General features: G+C 71.7%; 19 protein-coding genes and 1 pseudogene. 17 read left to right on the forward strand and 3 right to left on the reverse strand.

Annotation, left to right across the window (positions count from 1 at the left end; genetic code table 11):
* Positions 1–57: 57 nt before the first annotated feature.
* Complete coding sequence (locus ACFYTE_RS37640; RefSeq protein WP_388720664.1) at positions 58–552, forward strand: ATP-binding protein; 495 nt, start codon at positions 58–60, stop codon at positions 550–552.
* A 6-nt stretch (positions 553–558) separates the two neighbouring features.
* On the opposite strand, the gene idi is transcribed toward ACFYTE_RS37640, so the two are convergent.
* The 3 genes from idi to galE all read right to left on the reverse strand — a co-directional run bounded on the left by idi (position 559) and on the right by galE (position 3,454).
* Positions 559–1,152, reverse strand: a complete 594-nt coding sequence (gene idi, locus ACFYTE_RS37645) for an isopentenyl-diphosphate Delta-isomerase (protein WP_388720607.1) — start codon at positions 1,150–1,152, stop codon at positions 559–561.
* A gap of 257 nt (positions 1,153–1,409) precedes the next feature.
* Entirely contained in the window at positions 1,410–2,348 is a 939-nt protein-coding gene (locus tag ACFYTE_RS37650; RefSeq protein WP_388720610.1) for a cation diffusion facilitator family transporter, read from the reverse strand.
* 134 nt (positions 2,349–2,482) lie between these two features.
* A complete protein-coding gene (gene galE, locus ACFYTE_RS37655) occupies positions 2,483–3,454 on the reverse strand; it encodes a UDP-glucose 4-epimerase GalE (protein ID WP_388720613.1) in 972 nt (323 codons plus the stop codon).
* Between the two features lie 303 nt (positions 3,455–3,757).
* Between galE and ACFYTE_RS37660 the strand changes: the two genes are divergently transcribed.
* The 16 genes and pseudogenes from ACFYTE_RS37660 to ACFYTE_RS37735 all read left to right on the forward strand — a co-directional run.
* Positions 3,758–5,578 carry a DUF5941 domain-containing protein gene (locus tag ACFYTE_RS37660; RefSeq protein WP_388720616.1) on the forward strand — a complete coding sequence of 607 codons (1,821 nt, stop codon included), beginning with the start codon at positions 3,758–3,760 and terminating at the stop codon, positions 5,576–5,578.
* Positions 5,575–6,336, forward strand: coding sequence for a sugar phosphate nucleotidyltransferase (locus ACFYTE_RS37665; RefSeq protein WP_388720619.1), 762 nt, complete (start codon positions 5,575–5,577; stop codon positions 6,334–6,336). The genes ACFYTE_RS37660 and ACFYTE_RS37665 overlap by 4 nt, the downstream gene beginning before the upstream one ends.
* Positions 6,324–7,385: an iron-containing alcohol dehydrogenase family protein gene (locus tag ACFYTE_RS37670; RefSeq protein ID WP_388720622.1), complete on the forward strand. Its 1,062-nt coding sequence runs from the start codon at positions 6,324–6,326 to the stop codon at positions 7,383–7,385. The genes ACFYTE_RS37665 and ACFYTE_RS37670 overlap by 13 nt, the downstream gene beginning before the upstream one ends.
* Positions 7,363–8,142: a CDP-alcohol phosphatidyltransferase family protein gene (locus tag ACFYTE_RS37675; RefSeq protein WP_388720625.1), complete on the forward strand. Its 780-nt coding sequence runs from the start codon at positions 7,363–7,365 to the stop codon at positions 8,140–8,142. The genes ACFYTE_RS37670 and ACFYTE_RS37675 overlap by 23 nt, the downstream gene beginning before the upstream one ends.
* A 50-nt stretch (positions 8,143–8,192) precedes the next feature.
* A complete protein-coding gene (locus ACFYTE_RS37680) occupies positions 8,193–9,038 on the forward strand; it encodes a glycosyltransferase family 2 protein (RefSeq protein WP_388720666.1) in 846 nt (281 codons plus the stop codon).
* Between the two features lie 61 nt (positions 9,039–9,099).
* Complete coding sequence (locus ACFYTE_RS37685) at positions 9,100–10,029, forward strand: ABC transporter permease (protein WP_388720627.1); 930 nt, start codon at positions 9,100–9,102, stop codon at positions 10,027–10,029.
* Entirely contained in the window at positions 9,935–10,810 is an 876-nt protein-coding gene (locus tag ACFYTE_RS37690; protein WP_388720630.1) for an ABC transporter ATP-binding protein, read from the forward strand. The genes ACFYTE_RS37685 and ACFYTE_RS37690 overlap by 95 nt, the downstream gene beginning before the upstream one ends.
* A gap of 360 nt (positions 10,811–11,170) precedes the next feature.
* On the forward strand, positions 11,171–12,073 hold the full coding sequence (hpnC, locus tag ACFYTE_RS37695) for a squalene synthase HpnC (protein ID WP_388720632.1): 903 nt from the start codon (positions 11,171–11,173) through the stop codon (positions 12,071–12,073).
* The gene (hpnD, locus tag ACFYTE_RS37700; RefSeq protein ID WP_388720635.1) at positions 12,070–13,020 is read left to right on the forward strand and encodes a presqualene diphosphate synthase HpnD; all 951 of its coding nucleotides are present in this window, start codon (positions 12,070–12,072) and stop codon (positions 13,018–13,020) included. Before hpnC ends, hpnD begins: the two co-directional genes overlap by 4 nt.
* A complete protein-coding gene (locus tag ACFYTE_RS37705) occupies positions 13,020–13,157 on the forward strand; it encodes a DUF6380 family protein (protein WP_388720638.1) in 138 nt (45 codons plus the stop codon). The genes hpnD and ACFYTE_RS37705 overlap by 1 nt, the downstream gene beginning before the upstream one ends.
* A complete protein-coding gene (gene hpnE / locus ACFYTE_RS37710; RefSeq protein ID WP_388720641.1) occupies positions 13,154–14,581 on the forward strand; it encodes a hydroxysqualene dehydroxylase HpnE in 1,428 nt (475 codons plus the stop codon). The genes ACFYTE_RS37705 and hpnE overlap by 4 nt, the downstream gene beginning before the upstream one ends.
* A complete protein-coding gene (locus ACFYTE_RS37715) occupies positions 14,581–15,714 on the forward strand; it encodes a polyprenyl synthetase family protein (protein WP_388720644.1) in 1,134 nt (377 codons plus the stop codon). Before hpnE ends, ACFYTE_RS37715 begins: the two co-directional genes overlap by 1 nt.
* 116 nt (positions 15,715–15,830) lie before the next feature.
* Positions 15,831–17,858 carry a squalene--hopene cyclase gene (gene shc, locus ACFYTE_RS37720; RefSeq protein ID WP_388720648.1) on the forward strand — a complete coding sequence of 676 codons (2,028 nt, stop codon included), beginning with the start codon at positions 15,831–15,833 and terminating at the stop codon, positions 17,856–17,858.
* Positions 17,858–18,499: a 1-hydroxy-2-methyl-2-butenyl 4-diphosphate reductase gene (locus tag ACFYTE_RS37725; protein WP_388720651.1), complete on the forward strand. Its 642-nt coding sequence runs from the start codon at positions 17,858–17,860 to the stop codon at positions 18,497–18,499. The genes shc and ACFYTE_RS37725 overlap by 1 nt, the downstream gene beginning before the upstream one ends.
* A gap of 5 nt (positions 18,500–18,504) precedes the next feature.
* A complete protein-coding gene (hpnH, locus tag ACFYTE_RS37730; protein ID WP_388720653.1) occupies positions 18,505–19,527 on the forward strand; it encodes an adenosyl-hopene transferase HpnH in 1,023 nt (340 codons plus the stop codon).
* Positions 19,528–19,531: 4 nt separating this feature from the next.
* Positions 19,532–19,672: pseudogene (locus tag ACFYTE_RS37735) on the forward strand (4-hydroxy-3-methylbut-2-en-1-yl diphosphate synthase); the annotation flags it as partial.

Genomic DNA, 19,672 nt, shown 5'->3' on the forward strand with positions numbered 1-19,672 from the left:
CGCATTGCCAACACTCGACGTGTGGTGACAATCGAGCGCAAGGGCGGCGACCGGACCATGGACGACGACGGGCGCGGGTACGGCCCGCGCCCTGAGGAAGGCGACCGGCGACCGCCGGATCCACTGCCGTACGAAGGAGTGTGGCGGTTCACCGCCCCCGCCGTCGACGCCTCGGTGCCGCAGGCACGACGCGCCGTGCGGGACCTGCTCGCGCGCCAGGGCGTGCCGGTCTGCGAGGACCTGGTCCACGGCCTGCTGCTCATCGTGTCCGAACTGGTCACCAACGCGGTCAAGCACGCGGCGCTGCTGTCGCCGATACTCGCCGTGGAGGTCGCCGTCGGTGCCGAGTGGGTGCGCGTGTCCGTCGAGGACAACCATCCCTACCGGCCGAGCGCCCTGGAGGCCGACCACGGCCGGACCGGCGGGCGGGGGCTGCTCCTGGTGCGCGAGGTGGCCCGGGAGGCGGGCGGCACGGTCGATGTGGCGCACACGGCGAGCGGCGGCAAGGTGATCTGGGCCGCCCTGCCGCTCAAGCCCGTATGGACCGTATGAGGCCGCTCACCAGCCCGCGTCCGGCCCCGTCAGCTCCCTGATCGCGGGCCGGGCCGCGTCCAGCACGGTCATGAACCAGGCGGAGAAGGGATCCCGCGCGTGCCGCTCGGCCAGCTCGGCCGGGGCGACGAAGGCCGTCGCCGCGACCTCTTCCGGGTCCGGCACCACGGCGGCCTGTACCAGGCCGACGAACAGATGGTTGTACTCCTGTTCGACCAGCCCCGAGGCGGGATCCGGGTGGTTGTAGCGGACCGTGCCGGCCTCGCCGAGCAGCGAGGGAGACGCCCCCAGCTCCTCGTACGTCCGCCGGGCCGCCGCCGCGAACGGCGCCTCGCCCGGGTAGGGGTGACCGCAGCAGGTGTTGGACCACACACCGGGGGAGTGGTATTTGCCCAGCGCCCGCTGCTGGAGCAGCAGCCGGCCGCGCTCGTCGAACAGGAACACCGAGAACGCGCGGTGCAACCGCCCCGGCGGCTGATGGGCGGCGAGCTTTTCCGCGGTGCCGATCGTCACACCCTTCTCGTCGACCAGTTCCAGCAAAATCGCCTCTGCGGTGCCGTTCGACGCACTGTGCGTCGCGCTGGCAGGTGTGATCGGCATACCCATCCTTCGCCTCGGTCTTCGCGCCTCAAGTCTGCCGTACTGATCCGGCGCTCCCGGAACTTCCCGGCGCGTCCGCATGTCCCGCGCCCGGCGCGGGCCGCGACCGCCCCGGCCGGCCGCCGGAAGGGGGGACCCGGTAGAAGATCGTGCCCGAGCCGTCCGGCGCGGAACCGCCCGGGGGCCTCGCACACGCGGGCGAAGGGGGCCCACCGCGCCGCCCCGCCCGGCCGGGATCCGGGGCTACGGAGCGTGCTTCAGTGGCACAGCCGCGCCTCGTGCTCCGCGTGCCCGCCCGGCTCCAGCTGGAACGTGCAGTGCGCCACGTCGAAGTGGTGCCCGAGGCAGCCCTGCAACTCGTGCAGCATCTTCTCGTGCCCGATGGCACTGAGCACGTCCGAGCGCACGACCACGTGCGCGGACAGCACCGGCAGGCCGGAGGTGATCGTCCAGGCGTGCAGGTCGTGGATGTCCTCCACGCCGTCGAGCGCCAGGATGTGCGTCCGCACCCGCGCCATGTCGACGTCCTTGGGGGCCGCCTCCAGCAGCACGTCCAGGGTCTCGCGCAGCAGCTTCACGGTGCGCGGGACGATCATCAGGCCGATGACCAGCGAGGCGATCGGGTCGGCCGGCTGCCAGCCGGTGACCAGGATCAGCCCCGCCGAGACGAGTACCGCGAGCGAGCCCAGGGCGTCCGCGGCCACCTCCAGGAACGCGCCGCGCACGTTCAGGCTCTCCTGCCGGCCCCGCAGCAACAGCGTGAGCGAGATCATGTTCGCGACCAGACCGACCGCGCCGAACACGACCATCAGCCCGCCCTCGGTGCCGGCGGGCACGAAGAACCGCTGGACCGCCTCGTACAGCACATAGCCGCCGACGCCGAGCAGCAGCAGACAGTTGGCGAGCGCGGCGAGGATCTCGGCGCGCGCGTAGCCGAAGGTGCGGTTCGCGCTCGCGGGGCGGCCCGCGAAGTGGATGGCGAGCAGTGCCATGCCGAGCCCCAGCGCGTCCGTCGCCATGTGCGCCGCGTCCGCGATCAGCGCGAGCGAATCCGCGAGCACACCACCGACGATCTCGACCACCATGACGGCGAGCGTGATCGACAGAGCGATGCGCAGCCGCCCCCGGTACGCCGCTGTCGCGGTGCCGGTCGGCGCGGGCCCGTGCCCCTGTCCGTGATCGTGCCCAGCCCCCATGGAGACCGCCCTTCCGTGTTCCGCCCGAAAGCACAGTGAACTACGGGTGGGGGGTATCCGGCAAAGCGGCATCGAACACCGTTGTCATATGCCCTGACCTGGGCAAACCAAGCCCAGGTCAGGGCGGCCGCGGGTCACTGGGCGAGGCGTGTGCGCCAACCCCGCCAGGCCGACTCGACCATCTCGGGCACCCCGCGCCGCGCCCGCCAGCCGAGTGTCTTCGCGGCCAGCTCCGCCGAGGCGACCGCGCGCGGCGCGTCCCCGGGGCGCCGGGCCTCCACGACGGGCGTGCGCCGGTCGCCGGTCACCTCACCGATGACCGCGATCAGTTCGCGGACGGAAACGCCCTCCCCGCGGCCGACGTTCACGGTCAGATCGTCGGCCGGGCTCTGCTCGGCGAGCCCGCGGGCCGCCGCCAGGTGCGCCTCGGCCAGATCGGCGACATGGATGTAGTCGCGGATGCACGTGCCGTCCGGAGTCGGGTAGTCGGCGCCGAAGATCCGCGGGGCCTCGCCCCGGGTGAGCCGGTCGAACACCATGGGCACGATGTTGAACACGCCCGTGTCGGCCAGTTCGGGCGCGCCCGCGCCCGCCACGTTGAAGTAGCGCAGGCACACCGTGGCGATGCCGTGCGCCCGCCCCGCGGCCCGCACCAGCCACTCCCCGGCGAGCTTGGTCTCGCCGTACGGGTTCACCGGCGCGCACGGCGTGTCCTCGGTGATCAGCTCCACGTCCGGATTGCCGTACACGGCCGCCGACGAGGAGAAGACGAACCGCTCGACCCCGGCGCCCGCGACCGCCTCCAGGAGCGTGCCGAGGCCGCCCACGTTCTCCCGGTAGTAGCGGGTCGGCAGCGCCACGGACTCGGCGACCTGCTTGCGCGCCGCGAGATGCACCACCCCGGTCACCGCGTGCTCGGTGAGGACCCGCGCGACCAGTGCACCGTCCAGCGTGGACCCCTCGACCAGCGGAATGTCCGCGGGCAGCCGCTCGGGCACCCCGGCCGACAGATCGTCCAGGGCCACCACGCGCTCCCCGGCATCCGCCATGGCCCGCGCCACATGCGCCCCGATGTATCCGGCCCCGCCGGTGATCAGCCACGTCATGGTCGCCCAGCCTAAGCCGTCCCCCGCCGCGCGTCCGCTATGTTCCCGATGCCCTGTTTCCCGGGCGTTCCCTGGAAGCGGGCCCCGGGGCCGCGGTTTGTGGGGCGGGCCCCCGATCACTGATGATGATCTCGGCACAGGGCGAGCAGACTGCGTCGACCGGCCCGTGAACGGCCGGTGAACAAGGTCTTCCGGCTATCCGATAACCTCTGCCGACAATGCCGCCCGGCGCCCGGACGAGCGGCGCCCCCACCCAGCAGACGACCGGCGCGCACGCGCCGGCACACCAGGGAGTGAGTTCGGTTGTCGACCGCCATCGTCACCGGTCAGCCGGTGCCCGGATCGTCACTGGAGAACGATCTGCGGTCCCTCGGCTTCGAGGTGCGGGTGGCCGCCGACCCCGCCGACGCCGCAACGCTCCTCGCGGCCGTCCCCGCCGACCGCCGGGTGGCCCTGGTCGACGCCCGCTTCGTCGGCCACCCGCACGCGCTGCGTCTCGGCCTCACCGACCCCCGCTTCCCGCTCGCCGCCGTCACCGGCGCCGTCACCGCCCGGCCCGCCGGCCGCGAGGCCCTGACCCGCGCCCTGGCCCGGCAGACCACGACGGGCGGCGGCACCGCGGTGGCCGTCGACAGCCTCGCCGACCGCGTCGTCACCGCCCTCGACGCCGAGGGCGCCGAGGTGCACCGCCCCGAACTGGGCAGCCTGGTCGCCGCCGTCCCCGCCGACCCGCAGACCCGCAACGAGGCACGGCAGGCCGTCGCCGCCGTCGACGACGAGGCGATCCGTCTGAAGTCGGCGGTGAAGGCCCGTGACGGCTTCTTCACCACGTTCTTCGTCAGCCCGTACTCGCGCTACCTCGCCCGCTGGTGCGCCCGCCGCGGCCTGACCCCCAACCAGGTCACCACCGCCTCGCTGCTCACCGCGCTGATCGCGGCGGGCTGCGCGGCCACCGGCACCCGCGGCGGCTTCGTCGCCGCCGGCCTGCTGCTCGTCTTCTCCTTCGTGCTGGACTGCACCGACGGGCAGCTCGCCCGCTACTCGCTGCAGTACTCCACGCTCGGCGCCTGGCTCGACGCCACCTTCGACCGGGCCAAGGAGTACGCCTACTACGCCGGTCTCGCCCTCGGCGCGGCCCGCGGCGGCGACGACGTGTGGGCGCTCGCCCTCGGCGCGATGATCCTGCAGACCTGCCGGCACGTCGTGGACTTCTCCTTCAACGAGGCGAACGCCGGGGCGGCCACCGCCAACGCCAGTCCCACCGCCGCCCTGTCCGACCGGCTCGACAGCGTCGGCTGGACGGTGTGGCTGCGCCGGATGATAGTGCTGCCCATCGGCGAACGATGGGCCCTGATCGCCGTCCTCACGGCCGTCACCACCCCCCGCATCACCTTCTACGTGCTGCTCGTCGGCTGCGCCTTCGCCGCCACCTACACCACCGCGGGCCGCGTGCTGCGCTCGGTGGCCCGCCGCGTCGAGCGCGCAGGGAGCCGGGACCGGGGCGCGCGGGCGCTGGCGGACCTCGCGGACTCGGGCCCGCTCGCCCGGGTACTCGCCCGCACCGCCGGACGGGGGCTGCCCGGCCTCGCCGTCCCCGCCGTCGCGGCGGCCGGCGCGGCCGTCGTCGTCTGCGCCGCCGCGCTGTCCGGCTACGGCGGGCCGCTGCCCGTGGCCGCGGCCGTCCTCTACGTGGTGACCTCGGCCCTCGCCGTCGCCCGCCCGCCGGCCGGCGCCCTCGACTGGCTGGTCCCGCCCTTCTTCCGGGCCGCCGAGTACGGCACCGTGCTCGCCCTCGCGGCCCGAGCGGAGGTGAACGGAGCCCTTCCTGCGGCTTTCGGCCTGGTGGCCGCCGTCGCCTACCATCACTACGACACGGTGTACCGGATCCGGGGCAACGCCGGAGCGCCACCGGCCTGGCTGGTGCGCGCCATCGGGGGGCACGAGGGGCGGACGCTGCTCGTCACCGTCCTGGCGGCGTTGCTCACCGCCGCGCAGTTCAAGGTCGCGCTCACGGTCCTCGCCGTGGCCGTCGCCCTGCTGGTGCTCGCCGAGAGCATCCGCTTCTGGGTGGCCTCCCACCTGGGGGGCGCGCCCGCTGTACACGACGAAGGAGAACCCGCATGATCGGCCTCGTGCTGGCGGCCGGCGCCGGACGGCGTCTGCGCCCCTACACCGACAGCCTTCCCAAGGCTCTGGTGCCGGTGCGTTCCGCGGGGGCGGCGGGCATAGAGGACCCGGTCACGGTGCTCGACCTCACCCTCGGCAACTTCGCCGAGATCGGCCTGACCGAGGCCGCGATCATCGTCGGGTACCGCAAGGAGGCCGTGTACGAGCGCAAGGCGGCCCTGGAGCGGGCGTACGGCTTGCGGCTCACCCTCATCGACAACGACAAGGCCGAGGAGTGGAACAACGCCTACTCCCTGTGGTGCGGCCGTGACGCCCTCAAGGACGGGGTGATCCTCGCCAACGGCGACACCGTCCACCCGGTCTCCGTCGAGCACACCCTGCTGGCCGCCCGCGGCGACGGCAAGAAGATCATCCTCGCCGTGGACACGGTGAAGTCGCTGGCCGACGAGGAGATGAAGGTCGTCGTCGACCCCGGCAAGGGCGTCCAGCGGATCACCAAGCTGATGGACCCGGCCGAGGCCACCGGCGAGTACATCGGCGTCACCCTCATCGAGGGCGACGCCGCCCCCGAACTGGCCGACGCGCTCCGGACCGTGTGGGAGACCGACCCGCAGCAGTTCTACGAGCACGGCTACCAGGAACTCGTCAACCGCGGCTTCCGGATCGACGCGGCGCCGATCGGCGACGTCCAGTGGGTCGAGATCGACAACCACGACGACCTCGCCAGGGGACGGGAGATCGCGTGCCAGTACTGACCCGGCTCATCCCCTCGCCGGTCGTCGTGGACATCCGCCCGGGAGCCCTCGACGACCTGGCCGGTGTCCTGGCCGACGAACGCATCTCGCACTCCGGGCGGCTCGCCGTCGCCGTCAGCGGCGGCTCCGGCGCCCGGCTGCGCGAGCGCCTCGCCCCCTCGCTGCCGGGCGCCTCCTGGTACGAGGTCGGCGGCGGCACCCTCGACGACGCGGTCCGGCTGGCCGGCGCCATAAAGGCCGGCCACTACGACGCCGTGGTGGGCCTCGGCGGCGGCAAGATCATCGACTGCGCCAAGTTCGCCGCGGCCCGTGTCGGCCTGCCGCTGGTCGCCGTGCCGACCAACCTCGCGCACGACGGCCTGTGCTCCCCGGTCGCCACCCTCGACAACGACGCGGGCCGCGGCTCCTACGGCGTGCCCAACCCGATCGCGGTCGTCATCGACCTGGACGTGATCCACGAGGCCCCGGTCCGCTTCGTACGCTCGGGCATCGGCGACGCCGTCTCGAACATCAACGCGATCGCGGACTGGGAGCTGGCCAACCGCGTCAACGGCGAGAAGATCGACGGACTGGCCGCGGCCATGGCCCGGCAGGCCGGCGAGGCGGTCCTCCGGCACCCCGGCGGCGTAGGGGACAACGCCTTTCTCCAGGTACTGGCCGAGGCACTGGTCCTCAGTGGCATTGCGATGTCCGTGTCGGGTGACTCGCGTCCCTCCTCGGGCTCCTGCCACGAGATCAACCACGCCTTCGACCTGCTCTTCCCGAAGCGCGCGGCGAGCCACGGCGAGCAGTGCGGCCTCGGCGCGGCCTTCGCGATGTACCTGCGCGGTGCCCACGACGAGGCGGCGAACATGGCCGAGGTGCTGCGCAGACACGGGCTGCCCGTCCTGCCGCACGAGATCGGCTTCACCCAGGACGAGTTCGTCCGGGCCGTGGAATTCGCCCCGGAGACCCGGCCCGGCCGCTACACGATCCTCGAACACCTCGACCTCAAGACCCATCAGATCAAGGACATTTACGCCGATTATGTCAAGGCCATCGGTAGCTGAACTGCGTACGGTCGTCCATCCCCCCGGGGTGAAGGACCGGCGCAGCGGTGAGCACTGGATGGGACGCCTCTACATGCGCGAGGTGTCCCTGCGGGTCGACCGCTTTCTGGTCACCACGCGCGTCACGCCCAACCAGCTCACCTACCTGATGACCGTCTTCGGTGTGCTCGCCGCCCCGGCGCTGCTGGTGCCGGGGATCGCGGGCGCCGTGCTCGGCGTGCTCGCCGTCCAGCTGTATCTGCTGCTGGACTGCGTCGACGGCGAGGTCGCCCGCTGGAAGCAGCAGTACTCGCTCGGCGGGGTCTACCTCGACCGGGTCGGCGCCTATCTGACCGACGCCGCGGTCCTGGTCGGCCTCGGCCTGCGGGCCGCCGATCTGTGGGGCCCCGACCGCATCGACTGGCTGTGGGCCTTCCTCGGGACCCTCGCCGCCCTCGGCGCGATCCTCGTCAAGGCCGAGACCGACCTGGTCGGCGTCGCCCGCCACCAGGGCGGGCTGCCGCCGGTCCAGGAGGCCGCGGCCGAGCCGCGGTCCTCGGGCATGGCGCTGGCCCGCCGGGCCGCCGCGGCCCTGAAGTTCCACCGGCTGATCCTCGGGATCGAGGCGTCCTTGCTGATCCTGGTCCTGGCCGTCGCGGACGCCATCAGGGACGACCTGTTCTTCACCCGGCTCGGCACCGCCGTGCTGGCCGGCATCGCCCTGCTGCAGACCGTGCTGCACCTGGTGTCCGTCCTCGCCTCCAGCAGGCTGCGGTGAGCGCCGTGGCGGCATCGACCCCGCTGAAGGTCGGCGCGGTGATCATCACCATGGGCAACCGCCCCGACGAACTGCGCGCCCTGCTGGACTCGGTCGCCAAGCAGGACGGCGACCCGGTCGAGGTGGTCGTCGTCGGCAACGGCTCGCCCGTGCCGGAGGTCCCCGCGGGCGTGCGCACCATAGAACTGCCGGAGAACCTGGGCATCCCGGGCGGACGCAACGTCGGCACGGAGGCCTTCGGGCCCGGCGGTCGCGATGTCGACATATTGCTCTTCCTCGACGACGACGGGCTGCTCGCCCAGCACGACACCGCCGAGCTGTGCCGCGCGGCCTTCGCCGCGGACCCGCGGCTCGGCATCATCAGCTTCCGCATCGCCGACCCGGACACCGGCGAGACCCAGCGCCGGCACGTGCCGCGGCTGCGCGCCGCCGACCCGATGCGCTCCTCCCGGGTCACCACCTTCCTCGGCGGTGCCAACGCCGTCCGCACCCGGGTCTTCGCCGAGGTCGGCGGACTGCCGGACGCGTTCTTCTACGCCCATGAGGAGACCGACCTGGCCTGGCGCGCCCTCGACGCCGGCTGGATGATCGACTACCGCTCCGACATGGTGCTGTACCACCCGACGACCGCCCCCTCCCGGCATGCGGTGTACCACCGCATGGTCGCCCGCAACCGGGTCTGGCTGGCCCGCCGCAACCTCCCCGCGCCGCTCGTCCCCGTCTATCTGGGCGTCTGGCTGCTGCTGACCCTGGTGCGCCGCCCCTCCCGCCCCGCCCTGCGGGCCTGGTTCGGCGGGTTCCGGGAGGGCTGGACGACCGCGTGCGGACCCCGCCGGCCCATGAAGTGGCGTACGGTGTGGCGGCTGACCCGACTGGGCCGGCCCCCGGTGATCTGACAAGCTCGACCCAAGGGGGCGCGCGGCGCCACGACGAACTCGAAGACGAAAGTTTCCACGCGTGAGTGAGACAACGCATGACGGCACAGTCGCGGTGACCGCGGCCGCGTCGCCCGACGAGGGACTGACGGCCGGGCAGCTCGCCGCCAAGTACGGGCTGACCGTGAGCGGCGCCCGGCCCTCGCTCGTCGAGTACGTCCGTCAGCTGTGGGGGCGGCGGCACTTCATCCTCGCCTTCTCCCAGGCGAAACTGACGGCCCAGTACAGCCAGGCGAAGCTCGGCCAGCTGTGGCAGGTCGCCACCCCGCTGCTGAACGCGGCCGTCTACTACTTCATCTTCGGCCTGATCCTCAAGGCCAGCCGGGGCATGTCGCACGACGTGTACATCCCCTTCCTGGTCACGGGCGTGTTCGTGTTCACCTTCACGCAGAGTTCGATCATGTCCGGCGTGCGCGCCATCTCCGGAAACCTGGGCCTGGTGCGCGCCCTGCACTTCCCGCGCGCCTCGCTGCCGATGTCCTTCGCGCTCCAGCAGCTCCAGCAGCTGCTGTTCTCGATGATCGTGATGTTTCTGGTCGTGATCGGCTTCGGCAGCTACCCCGGCCTGTCCTGGCTGGTGGTCCTGCCGGCGCTCGCGCTGCAGTTCCTCTTCAACACCGGGCTCGCGCTGATCGTGGCCCGCATGGGCGCCAAGACGCCCGACCTGGCCCAGCTGATGCCGTTCGTGCTGCGTACCTGGATGTACACCTCCGGCGTCATGTTCTCGATCAACAAGATGCTCGAAGGCCGCCCCGAGTGGATCGTGCGGCTGCTCCAGGTCAACCCGGCCGCGGTCTACATGGACCTGATGCGCTTCGCCCTCATCGACGGCTACGGCTCCTCGAATCTGCCGCCGCATGTCTGGGCCATCGCCCTGTTCTGGGCCGTCGTCGTCTTCATCGGCGGCTTCGTGTACTTCTGGAAGGCCGAGGAGCGCTACGGCCGTGGCTGAGCAGAGCACCGGGCAGACCGCCCCGACCGTCATCGCGGACGACCTGCACATCGTCTACCGCGTCAACGGCGCGAGGACCGGCAGGGGCAGCGCCACCGCGGCCCTCAGCCGCATCCTGCGGCGTGGCTCCGACGACACGGCGCGGGGCGTGCGCAAGGTGCACGCCGTGCGGGGTGTCTCCTTCGTCGCCCACCGGGGCGAGGCCATCGGTCTGATCGGCTCCAACGGATCCGGCAAGTCCACCCTGCTGCGGGCCATCGCCGGCCTGCTGCCCGCCGAGCGCGGCAAGGTCTACACCGACGGCCAGCCCTCGCTGCTCGGCGTGAACGCGGCCCTGATGAACGACCTGACGGGCGAGCGCAACATCATCCTCGGCGGTCTCGCCATGGGCATGTCGCGCGAGGAGATCAGGGACCGTTACCAGGAGATCGTCGACTTCTCCGGCATCAACGAGAAGGGCGACTTCATCACCCTTCCGATGCGTACCTACTCCTCCGGCATGGCGGCCCGGCTGCGGTTTTCCATCGCCGCCGCCAAGGACCACGACGTCCTCATGATCGACGAGGCGCTGGCCACCGGCGACCGCAAGTTCCAAAAGCGCTCCGAGGAACGGATCCGGGCGCTGCGCAAGGAAGCCGGCACGGTGTTTCTGGTCAGCCACAACAACAAGTCGATCCGTGACACCTGCAACCGCGTGCTGTGGCTGGAACGCGGCGAGTTGCGGATGGACGGACCCACCGGCGAGGTGCTCAAGGAGTACGAGAAGTTCACGGGCAAGTAGCCCGACACGCCGGGGCCCCGCCGGAACCTTTCCGGCGGGGCCCCGCGTCTGCAAAGGAAAAGTCAACTCGGGGCGCGCTTAGGAATCTTGACGCCAATCGGTGTGTTGTTGTGATGTGCAGGACACCCCGACGGACCTTGCTGCGTTGTACAACGTAAGCTGTAGCGGTCACGGAAAGCGGCAAGTGGGGCGATAATGCGCGACACCCTCTGCCAGGGCCGCCCGCGCGGGCGGCCGGGCGGCGTGTCCGAAATAGTGTGTATTGGTTCGGCAGTGTAGAACGGGAGATGTGACGGCAATGGCTACGGAAACTCCCCAGCTCAGCGCAGCATGTGCCGTCCCTGCCCCGGGTAGCGCACGGTGACGGGAACCGATACGGCGCGCCCGGGAAGCCCGGCGCGCGGCACGCTCGACAAGGCTGCGGGCGAGAACTTCCCCGTGGCTCCGTTCTTCCTGCCCCGGCCCTGGCGCGAGGACCTGATGGCGGTCTACGGCTTCGCCCGTCTCGTCGACGACATCGGCGACGGCGACCTCGCCCCGGGCGGCGCCGACGCCCGGCTGCTCGGCGTGTCGCCCGACCGGGCCGAGGACCGGCTCGCCCTCCTCGACGCCTTCGAGGCCGATCTGCGCCGCGTGTTCGACGCCACCCCGCACCACCCGCTGCTGCGCCGCCTGCAGCCCACCGTCCGCCGCCGCTCGCTCACCCCGGAGCCCTTCCTCGGCCTGATCGCCGCCAACCGCCAGGACCAGCTCGTCAAGCGGTACGAGACCTACGACGACCTCCTCGCGTACTGCGAACTGTCCGCCAACCCCGTCGGACGCCTCGTCCTGGCCGTCACCGGCGCCTCGACCCCCGAGCGGATCCGCCTCTCCGACTCGATCTGCACCGCCCTGCAGATCGTCGAGCATCTTCAGGACGTGGCCGAGGACCTCGGGCGTGACCGGATCTATCTGCCCGCCGCGGACATGAAGCGCTTTCACGTCCAGGAGTCGGATCTCGCCACGAAAATCACGGGCGCATCGGTGCGCGCCCTGGTTGCATACGAAGCCCAACGCGCCCACGATCTACTGAATGAAGGCGCCCCCCTGGTGGGTAGCGTCCACGGCAGGCTGAAGCTGCTGCTCGCGGGGTTCGTGGCAGGGGGGAGGGCGGCGATCCGCGCGATCGCCGCCGCCGAATACGACGTACTTCCCGGCCCGCCCAAGCCCGGCAAGGTCCAGTTGCTGCGCGAGGTGGGCGTGACTCTGCGAGGAGAGGGGTGATCCGGACCGTGGAGTCGCAAGCACACGCGTCCGCACCGGTACTCGCCGCCTACAGCTACTGCGAGGCCGTGACCGGACAACAGGCCCGTAACTTCGCGTACGGCATCAGACTGCTGCCGACGCGGAAGCGGCGCGCGATGTCGGCGCTGTACGCCTTCTCCCGGCGCATCGACGACATCGGCGACGGCGAGCTGGCGGACGACATCAAGATCGCGCGGCTCGACGAGGCCCGGGCACTGCTCGCCCGGGTCCGCGACAGCGCGGTCGCCGAGGACGACACGGACCCGGTCGCGGTCGCCCTCGCCCATGCCGCCGACGCGTTCCCGATCCCGCTCGGCGGCCTCGACGAACTCATCGACGGCGTCCAGATGGACGTCCGCGGCGAGACCTACGAGACCTGGGACGACCTGAAGGTCTACTGCCGGTGCGTGGCGGGCGCCATCGGCCGGCTCTCGCTCGGCGTGTTCGGCACCGAACCCGGGGTGCGCGGCGCCGAGCGCGCCGCCGAGTACGCCGACACCCTGGGCCTGGCCCTGCAACTGACCAACATCCTCCGCGACGTCCGCGAGGACGCCGAGGGCGGGCGCACCTATCTGCCCGCCGACGACCTCGCCAAATTCGGCTGCTCGGCCGGGTTCAACGGGCCGAAACCCCCGGACGGCTCCGACTTCGCGGGCCTCGTGCACTTCGAAGTGCGACGGGCCCGCGCCCTTTTCGCCGAGGGCTACCGGCTGCTGCCCATGCTCGACCGGCGCAGCGGCGCGTGCGTCGCCGCCATGGCCGGGATCTACCGCAGGCTGCTCGACCGCATCGAACGCGAGCCCGAGGCCGTGCTGCGCGGCCGGGTCTCGCTGCCCGGACACGAGAAGGCGTACGTCGCCGTGCGCGGACTGTCCGGCCTCGACACCCGGCACGTGGCCCGGCGGACCGTCAGGAGGCGTGCCTGATGGACACGAACAGCCAGGACGAGCCGGCCGGGCACCGGCAGGCAACCCTCCGGCGCGGCGTGGCGTCCCTGACTGAGACGACCCGCCGTGCACCGTTCGACCGGTGCGGCGGGCGGGCACGGGAGGACGCACCATGACCGACGGCACGCGGTCCGAGGGGCCGCACGCGGGCAGCCCGGAACGCGCCGCGCGCAGCGCCGTCGTGGTCGGCGGCGGGCTGGCCGGAGTCACGGCCGCGCTCGCGCTCGCCGACGCGGGCGTCCGCGTCACCCTGCTCGAAGGCAGGCCGAGACTGGGCGGCCTCGCCTTCTCCTTCCAACGCGGCGACCTGACCGTGGACAACGGCCAGCACGTGTATCTGCGCTGCTGCACCGCCTACCGCTGGTTCCTCGACCGTATCGAGGGCGCGGAGCTGGCACCGCTGCAGAACCGTCTCGACGTGCCCGTTCTCGACCTCGACAAACCCGAGGGACGGCGGCTCGGCAGACTCCGGCGCGACCCGCTGCCCGTACCCCTGCACCTGGGCCGGAGCCTGGCCGCGTATCCGCACCTCTCGCTCGCCGAGCGGGCCAGGGTGGGGCGTGCCGCGCTCGCGCTCAAGGGGCTCGACCTCGCCGATCCGACGCTGGACACTCAGGACTTCGGCAGCTGGCTGGCCGCTCACGGCCAGTCGGCGCGTGCCATCGAGGCCCTGTGGGACCTGGTCGGGGTCGCCACCCTCAACGCGGTCGCGGGCGATGCCTCGCTGGGGCTCGCCGCGATGGTGTTCAAGACCGGCCTGCTGTCCGCCCCGGGCGCCGCCGACATCGGCTGGGCCCATGTACCGCTGGGCGAACTGCACGACCGGCTGGCCCGCAAGGCGCTCGACTCCGCGGGCGTGCGTACCGAGGTCCGTACACGCGTCACCTCCGTCTCCCATAACGAGAACGGCAGTTGGAGCGTTCAGGTTCCCGGCGAAGCACTTCGTGCCGACGCGGTCGTACTCGCCGTACCCCAGCGCGAGGCGCACGGCCTGCTGCCGCCCGGCGCGCTCGACGAACCCGACCGGCTGCTCGGCATCGGCAGCGCGCCGATCCTCAACGTCCATGTGATCTACGACCGCAAGGTGCTCGGCCGGCCGTTCTTCGCCGCCCTCGGCACCCCGGTGCAGTGGGTCTTCGACCGCACCCACGCCTCCGGGCTCGGCACCGGCCAGTATCTCGCAGTGTCCCAGTCGGCCGTGCAGGACGAGATCGACCTGCCCGTGGCCGCGCTGCGCGAGCGCTATCTGCCCGAACTGGAGCGGCTGCTGCCGGGCACGCGCGAGGCGCGGGTGAAGGACTTCTTCGTCACCAGGGAGCGCACGGCGACGTTCGCCCCCACCCCCGGCGTCGGGCGGCTGCGGCCCGGCGCCCGCACCAAGGCCCCCGGCCTGTACCTGGCCGGAGCGTGGACCGCCACCGGGTGGCCCGCGACCATGGAGAGTGCGGTTCGCAGCGGTGTGAGCGCGGCGGACGCCGCGCTCGGCGCCCTGGGCCGGCCCCGCCCGAGTCACCTCTTCGCGTTCGAGGAGGCGGCCTGATGCCCGATCAGTACGCGGCAGGCCCCCGCACCCCCGGTACCGCAACAAGAGGAGAGACTGTGCCCCCTGTGCCCGAGGCCGCGACGGCCGCTCAAGCGACCGCGGTGGACGTGACCGCGCTCCTGGAGCGCGGCCGCACCCTGGCCACACCGGTACTGCGGGCGGCCGTCGACCGCCTGGCCCCTCCCATGGACACCGTGGCCGCCTACCACTTCGGCTGGATCGACGCCCAGGGCAACCCCGCCGACGGGGACGGCGGCAAGGCCGTGCGCCCCGCCCTCGCCGTGCTGTCCGCCGAGGTCACCGGCGCCCCCGCGGAGACCGGCATCCCCGGCGCCGTCGCCGTCGAACTGGTCCACAACTTCTCGTTGCTGCACGACGACCTGATGGACGGCGACGAGCAGCGCCGGCACCGCGACACCGTCTGGAAGGTGCACGGCCCCGCCCAGGCCATCCTGGTCGGCGACGCCCTGTTCGCCCTCGCCAACGAGATCCTGCTGGAACTCGGCACGGTCGAGGCGGGCCGCGCAACCCGCCGGCTGACCTCCGCCACCCGGGCCCTGATCGACGGTCAGGCGCAGGACATCTCCTACGAGCACCGCGACCGCGTCAGCGTCGAGGAGTGCCTGGAGATGGAGGGCAACAAGACCGGCGCGCTACTCGCCTGCGCCTCCTCCATCGGCGCGGTGCTCGGCGGTGCGGACGACCGTACCGCCGGCGCCCTGGAGAGGTACGGCTACCACCTCGGCCTGGCCTTCCAGGCCGTCGACGACCTCCTCGGCATCTGGGGCGACCCGGAGGCCACCGGCAAGCAGACCTGGAGCGATCTGCGCCAGCGCAAGAAGTCCCTGCCGGTCGTGGCCGCGCTTGCGGCGGGCGGCCCCGCCTCCACGCGGCTCGGCGAGATGCTCGCCGCCGACGCCAAGAGCAGCGACTTCGAGAACTTCTCCGAGGAGGAGTTCGCGGCCCGCGCCGCACTCATCGAGGAGGCGGGCGGCCGCGAGTGGACCGCCGACGAGGCGCGCCGCCAGTACACCATCGCCATCGAAGCCCTCGACGCCGTCGACATGCCCGACCAGGTACGGGCCCGGTTCGCGGCGCTCGCGGACTTCGTCGTAGTCCGAAAGAGATGATCACTATCGGTCGAATAACCCTCGCGTAGTCGCCGGCCGGTGTCGAGGGATGACGGACACCGGCCGACGGCGGACCCACAGCAGCACGACTCGCACGACTGCACGAAGGGGAAGCCATGACAGCGACGACCGACGGAAGCACCGGGGCACTGCCGCCCCGCGCTGCCTCGGCCAGCGAAGCCCACCTCACGACCCCCGTGGCGGCCGGGGTACCAGAAGCCGCCGCACGCGCCGTACAGCGCGCCACCGACTTCCTGCTGGCACAGCAGGATGCCGAGGGTTGGTGGAAGGGCGACCTCGAAACGAACGTCACCATGGACGCCGAGGACCTGCTGCTCCGTCAGTTCCTGGGCATCCGCGACGATGCGACGACCAGCGCCGCGGCGCTCTTCATCCGCGGTGAACAGCGCCCGGACGGCACCTGGGCCGCCTTCTTCGGCGGTCCGGGCGAACTGTCCACCACCATCGAGGCATACGTCGCCCTCCGGCTGGCCGGCGACGCGCCCGACGCACCGCACATGGCCCGGGCCGCCGCCTGGATCCGCGAGCGGGGCGGTATCGCCGCCGCCCGCGTGTTCACCCGGATCTGGCTGGCCCTGTTCGGCTGGTGGAAGTGGGAGGACCTGCCCGAACTCCCACCGGAACTCATCTACTTCCCGAAGTGGTTCCCGCTGAACATCTACAACTTCGGGTGCTGGGCGCGGCAGACCATCGTGCCGCTCACCGTCGTCTCGGCGAAACGCCCGGTGCGTCCGGCGCCGTTCGCGCTCGACGAGCTGCACACCGACCCGGCCCGCCCCAACCCGCCCCGGCCGCTCGCCCCGGCGGCGAGCTGGGACGGCCTGTTCCAGCGGCTCGACAAGGTCGTGCGCGGCTACCGCACGATCGCCTCCCGGCGCCTGCGCAGGGCCGCGATGAACTCGGCGGCCGGCTGGATCATCGAGCGCCAGGAGAACGACGGCTGCTGGGGCGGCATCCAGCCGCCGGCTGTGTACTCCGTCATCGCCCTGCACCTGCTGGGCTACGACCTGGAACACCCCGTGATGCGGGCCGGTCTTGAGTCGCTTGATCGTTACGCCGTGTGGCGCGAGGACGGCGCCCGGATGATCGAGGCGTGCCAGTCGCCGGTGTGGGACACCTGCCTGGCCACCATCGCCCTCGCCGACGCGGGCGTACCCGCCGACCACCCGCAGCTGGTCAAGGCCGCCGACTGGATGCTCGGCGAGGAGATCGTGCGGCCCGGCGACTGGTCCGTGCGGCGGCCCGGACTCCCGCCGGGCGGCTGGGCGTTCGAGTTCCACAACGACAACTACCCCGACACCGACGACACCGCCGAGGTGCTGCTGGCGCTGCGCCGGGTCAGGCACCACGACCCGGAACGGGTCGAGAAGGCCATCGGGCGCGGGGTGCGCTGGGAACTCGGCATGCAGTCGAAGAACGGCGCGTGGGGCGCCTTCGACGCCGACAACACCAGCCCGTTCCCCAACCGGCTGCCGTTCTGCGACTTCGGCGAGGTCATCGACCCGCCGTCGGCCGACGTCACCGCGCACGTCGTCGAGATGCTCGCGGTCGAGGGCCTGGCGAACGACCCGCGCACCCGGCGGGGCGTCGACTGGCTGCTGGCCGAACAGGAGCCGGACGGCTCATGGTTCGGACGCTGGGGCGTCAACTACGTCTACGGCACCGGATCCGTGGTACCCGCGCTGGTCGCGGCCGGACTGCCCGCCTCGCACCCGGCGATCAGGCGCGCCGTCGTCTGGCTGGAGTCGGTGCAGAACGACGACGGCGGCTGGGGCGAGGACCTGCGCTCCTACCATGACGCCAAGGGGTGGAGCGGCCGCGGCGCCTCGACCGCCTCACAGACCGCGTGGGCGCTGATGGCGCTGCTCGCTGCGGGGGAGAAGGACGCCAAGTCCGTGCGACGCGGCGTCCAGTGGCTCGCCGAGGCCCAGCGTGAGGACGGCTCGTGGGACGAGCCGTACTTCACGGGCACCGGCTTCCCCTGGGACTTCTCCATCAACTACCACCTCTACCGCCAGGTGTTCCCGCTCACCGCGCTCGGCCGGTACGTGCACGGCGAGCCCTTCGCCGACCGGGGCGCCGCTGCGGCCGGGCAGCCCCGCGCCGACGCAGAGGGGAGCTGATGGACGCCCAGCCCGCCCCGGCACCGCTGCTGATCGCCTGCGCGCTCGGCATCGAGCACCTCGCCCTGCGCGCCGGTGAACGCGGTGGCGCGGGCGGGCCGGTCACCGTACTGCGCACCGGTATGGGGCCCAAGGCGGCGGAGCGCTCCGTCGCCCGGCTGCTGGCCGATCCCGCGCTCGCCGGGGCCGCGGTCCTCGCGACCGGCTTCTGCGCGGGACTCGCCCCCGGCATGCACCCCGGCGACCTGGTCGTCGCCGAGGAGACCCGGGACCCGCGCGGCGACGTCCCCTGCGTCGGGACCGAACTGCTCGTGAAGGAACTCGTGCGCACCGTGCCGGGGCGCACCGTCCACACCGGCCCGCTCACCGGCTCCGACCACGTGGTCCGCGGCCACGAGCGGTCCGACCTGCTCGCCACCGGCGCGATCGCGGTCGACATGGAGTCGGCTGCCACACTGCTGAGCGCCGTCCGCGCGGGCGAGCGCCCTGTTGCGGCCGTCCGGGTGGTCGTGGATGCTCCAGAACATGAACTCGTCCGGATTGGCACGGTACGCGGTGGAATATCCGCTTTCCGTGTTCTTCGTTCCGTACTTCCCGCATTTTTTGAATGGCACCGTTCTTTGCTGCTCCCTCGGAGGTGAGCCAGATGGCCATGCCCCTGCGCCAGTCCATCAAGGTCGCTACATACCTGGCTGAACAGAAGATCCGCAGGCGGGACAAGTTCCCGCTCATCGTCGAGCTGGAGCCGCTGTTCGCCTGCAACCTCAAGTGCGAGGGCTGCGGCAAGATCCAGCATCCGGCCGGCGTCCTCAAGCAGCGCATGCCGGTGGCCCAGGCCGTCGGCGCGGTGCTGGAGTCCGGTGCGCCGATGGTGTCCATCGCCGGCGGCGAGCCCTTGATGCATCCTCAGATCGACGAGATCGTGCGTCAGTTGGTCGCCAAGCGGAAATACGTGTTCCTGTGCACCAACGCGATGCTGTTGCGCAAGAAGATGGACAAGTTCACCCCCTCGCCCTACTTCGCCTTCGCCGTGCACATCGACGGGCTGCGCGAGCGGCACGACGAATCCGTTGCGAAGGAAGGCGTGTTCGACGAGGCCGTGGCGGCGATCAAGGAGGCCAAGCGGCGCGGCTTCCGGGTCACCACCAACTCGACCTTCTTCAACACGGACACCCCGCAGACCATCGTCGAGGTGCTCAACTTCCTCAACGACGACCTCAAGGTCGACGAGATGATGATCTCGCCCGCCTACGCCTACGAGAAGGCCCCGGACCAGGAGCACTTCCTCGGCGTCGAGCAGACCCGCGAACTGTTCAAGAAGGCGTTCTCGGGCGGCAACCGGCTGCGCTGGAGGCTCAACCACTCCCCGCTCTTCCTGGACTTCCTGGAGGGCAAGGTCGACTTCCCGTGCACCGCCTGGGCGATCCCCAACTACTCTCTGTTCGGCTGGCAGCGTCCCTGCTACCTGATGAGCGACGGCTATGTGCCGACGTACCGCGAACTGATCGAGGAGACCGACTGGGACAAGTACGGCCGGGGCAAGGACCCGCGCTGCGCCAACTGCATGGCGCACTGCGGCTACGAGCCCACCGCCGTGCTCGCCACCATGGGCTCCCTCAAGGAGTCGCTGCGCGCCATGCGCGAGACGGTCTCCGGGAACCGGGAGTGACCCGATGACCGCCATCTCCCTGGGCGTCCCCGAGATCCCGCCCCGGCCGATCGCCGAGCGTCGGCTCAGCCGGCAGATCCAGGTCGGTTCGGTGGCGGTGGGTGGGGATGCGCCGGTGTCGGTGCAGTCGATGACGACGACGCGT

This window comes from Streptomyces sp. NPDC004629, assembly GCF_042873595.1.
Classification (GTDB): Bacteria; Actinomycetota; Actinomycetes; order Streptomycetales; family Streptomycetaceae; genus Streptomyces.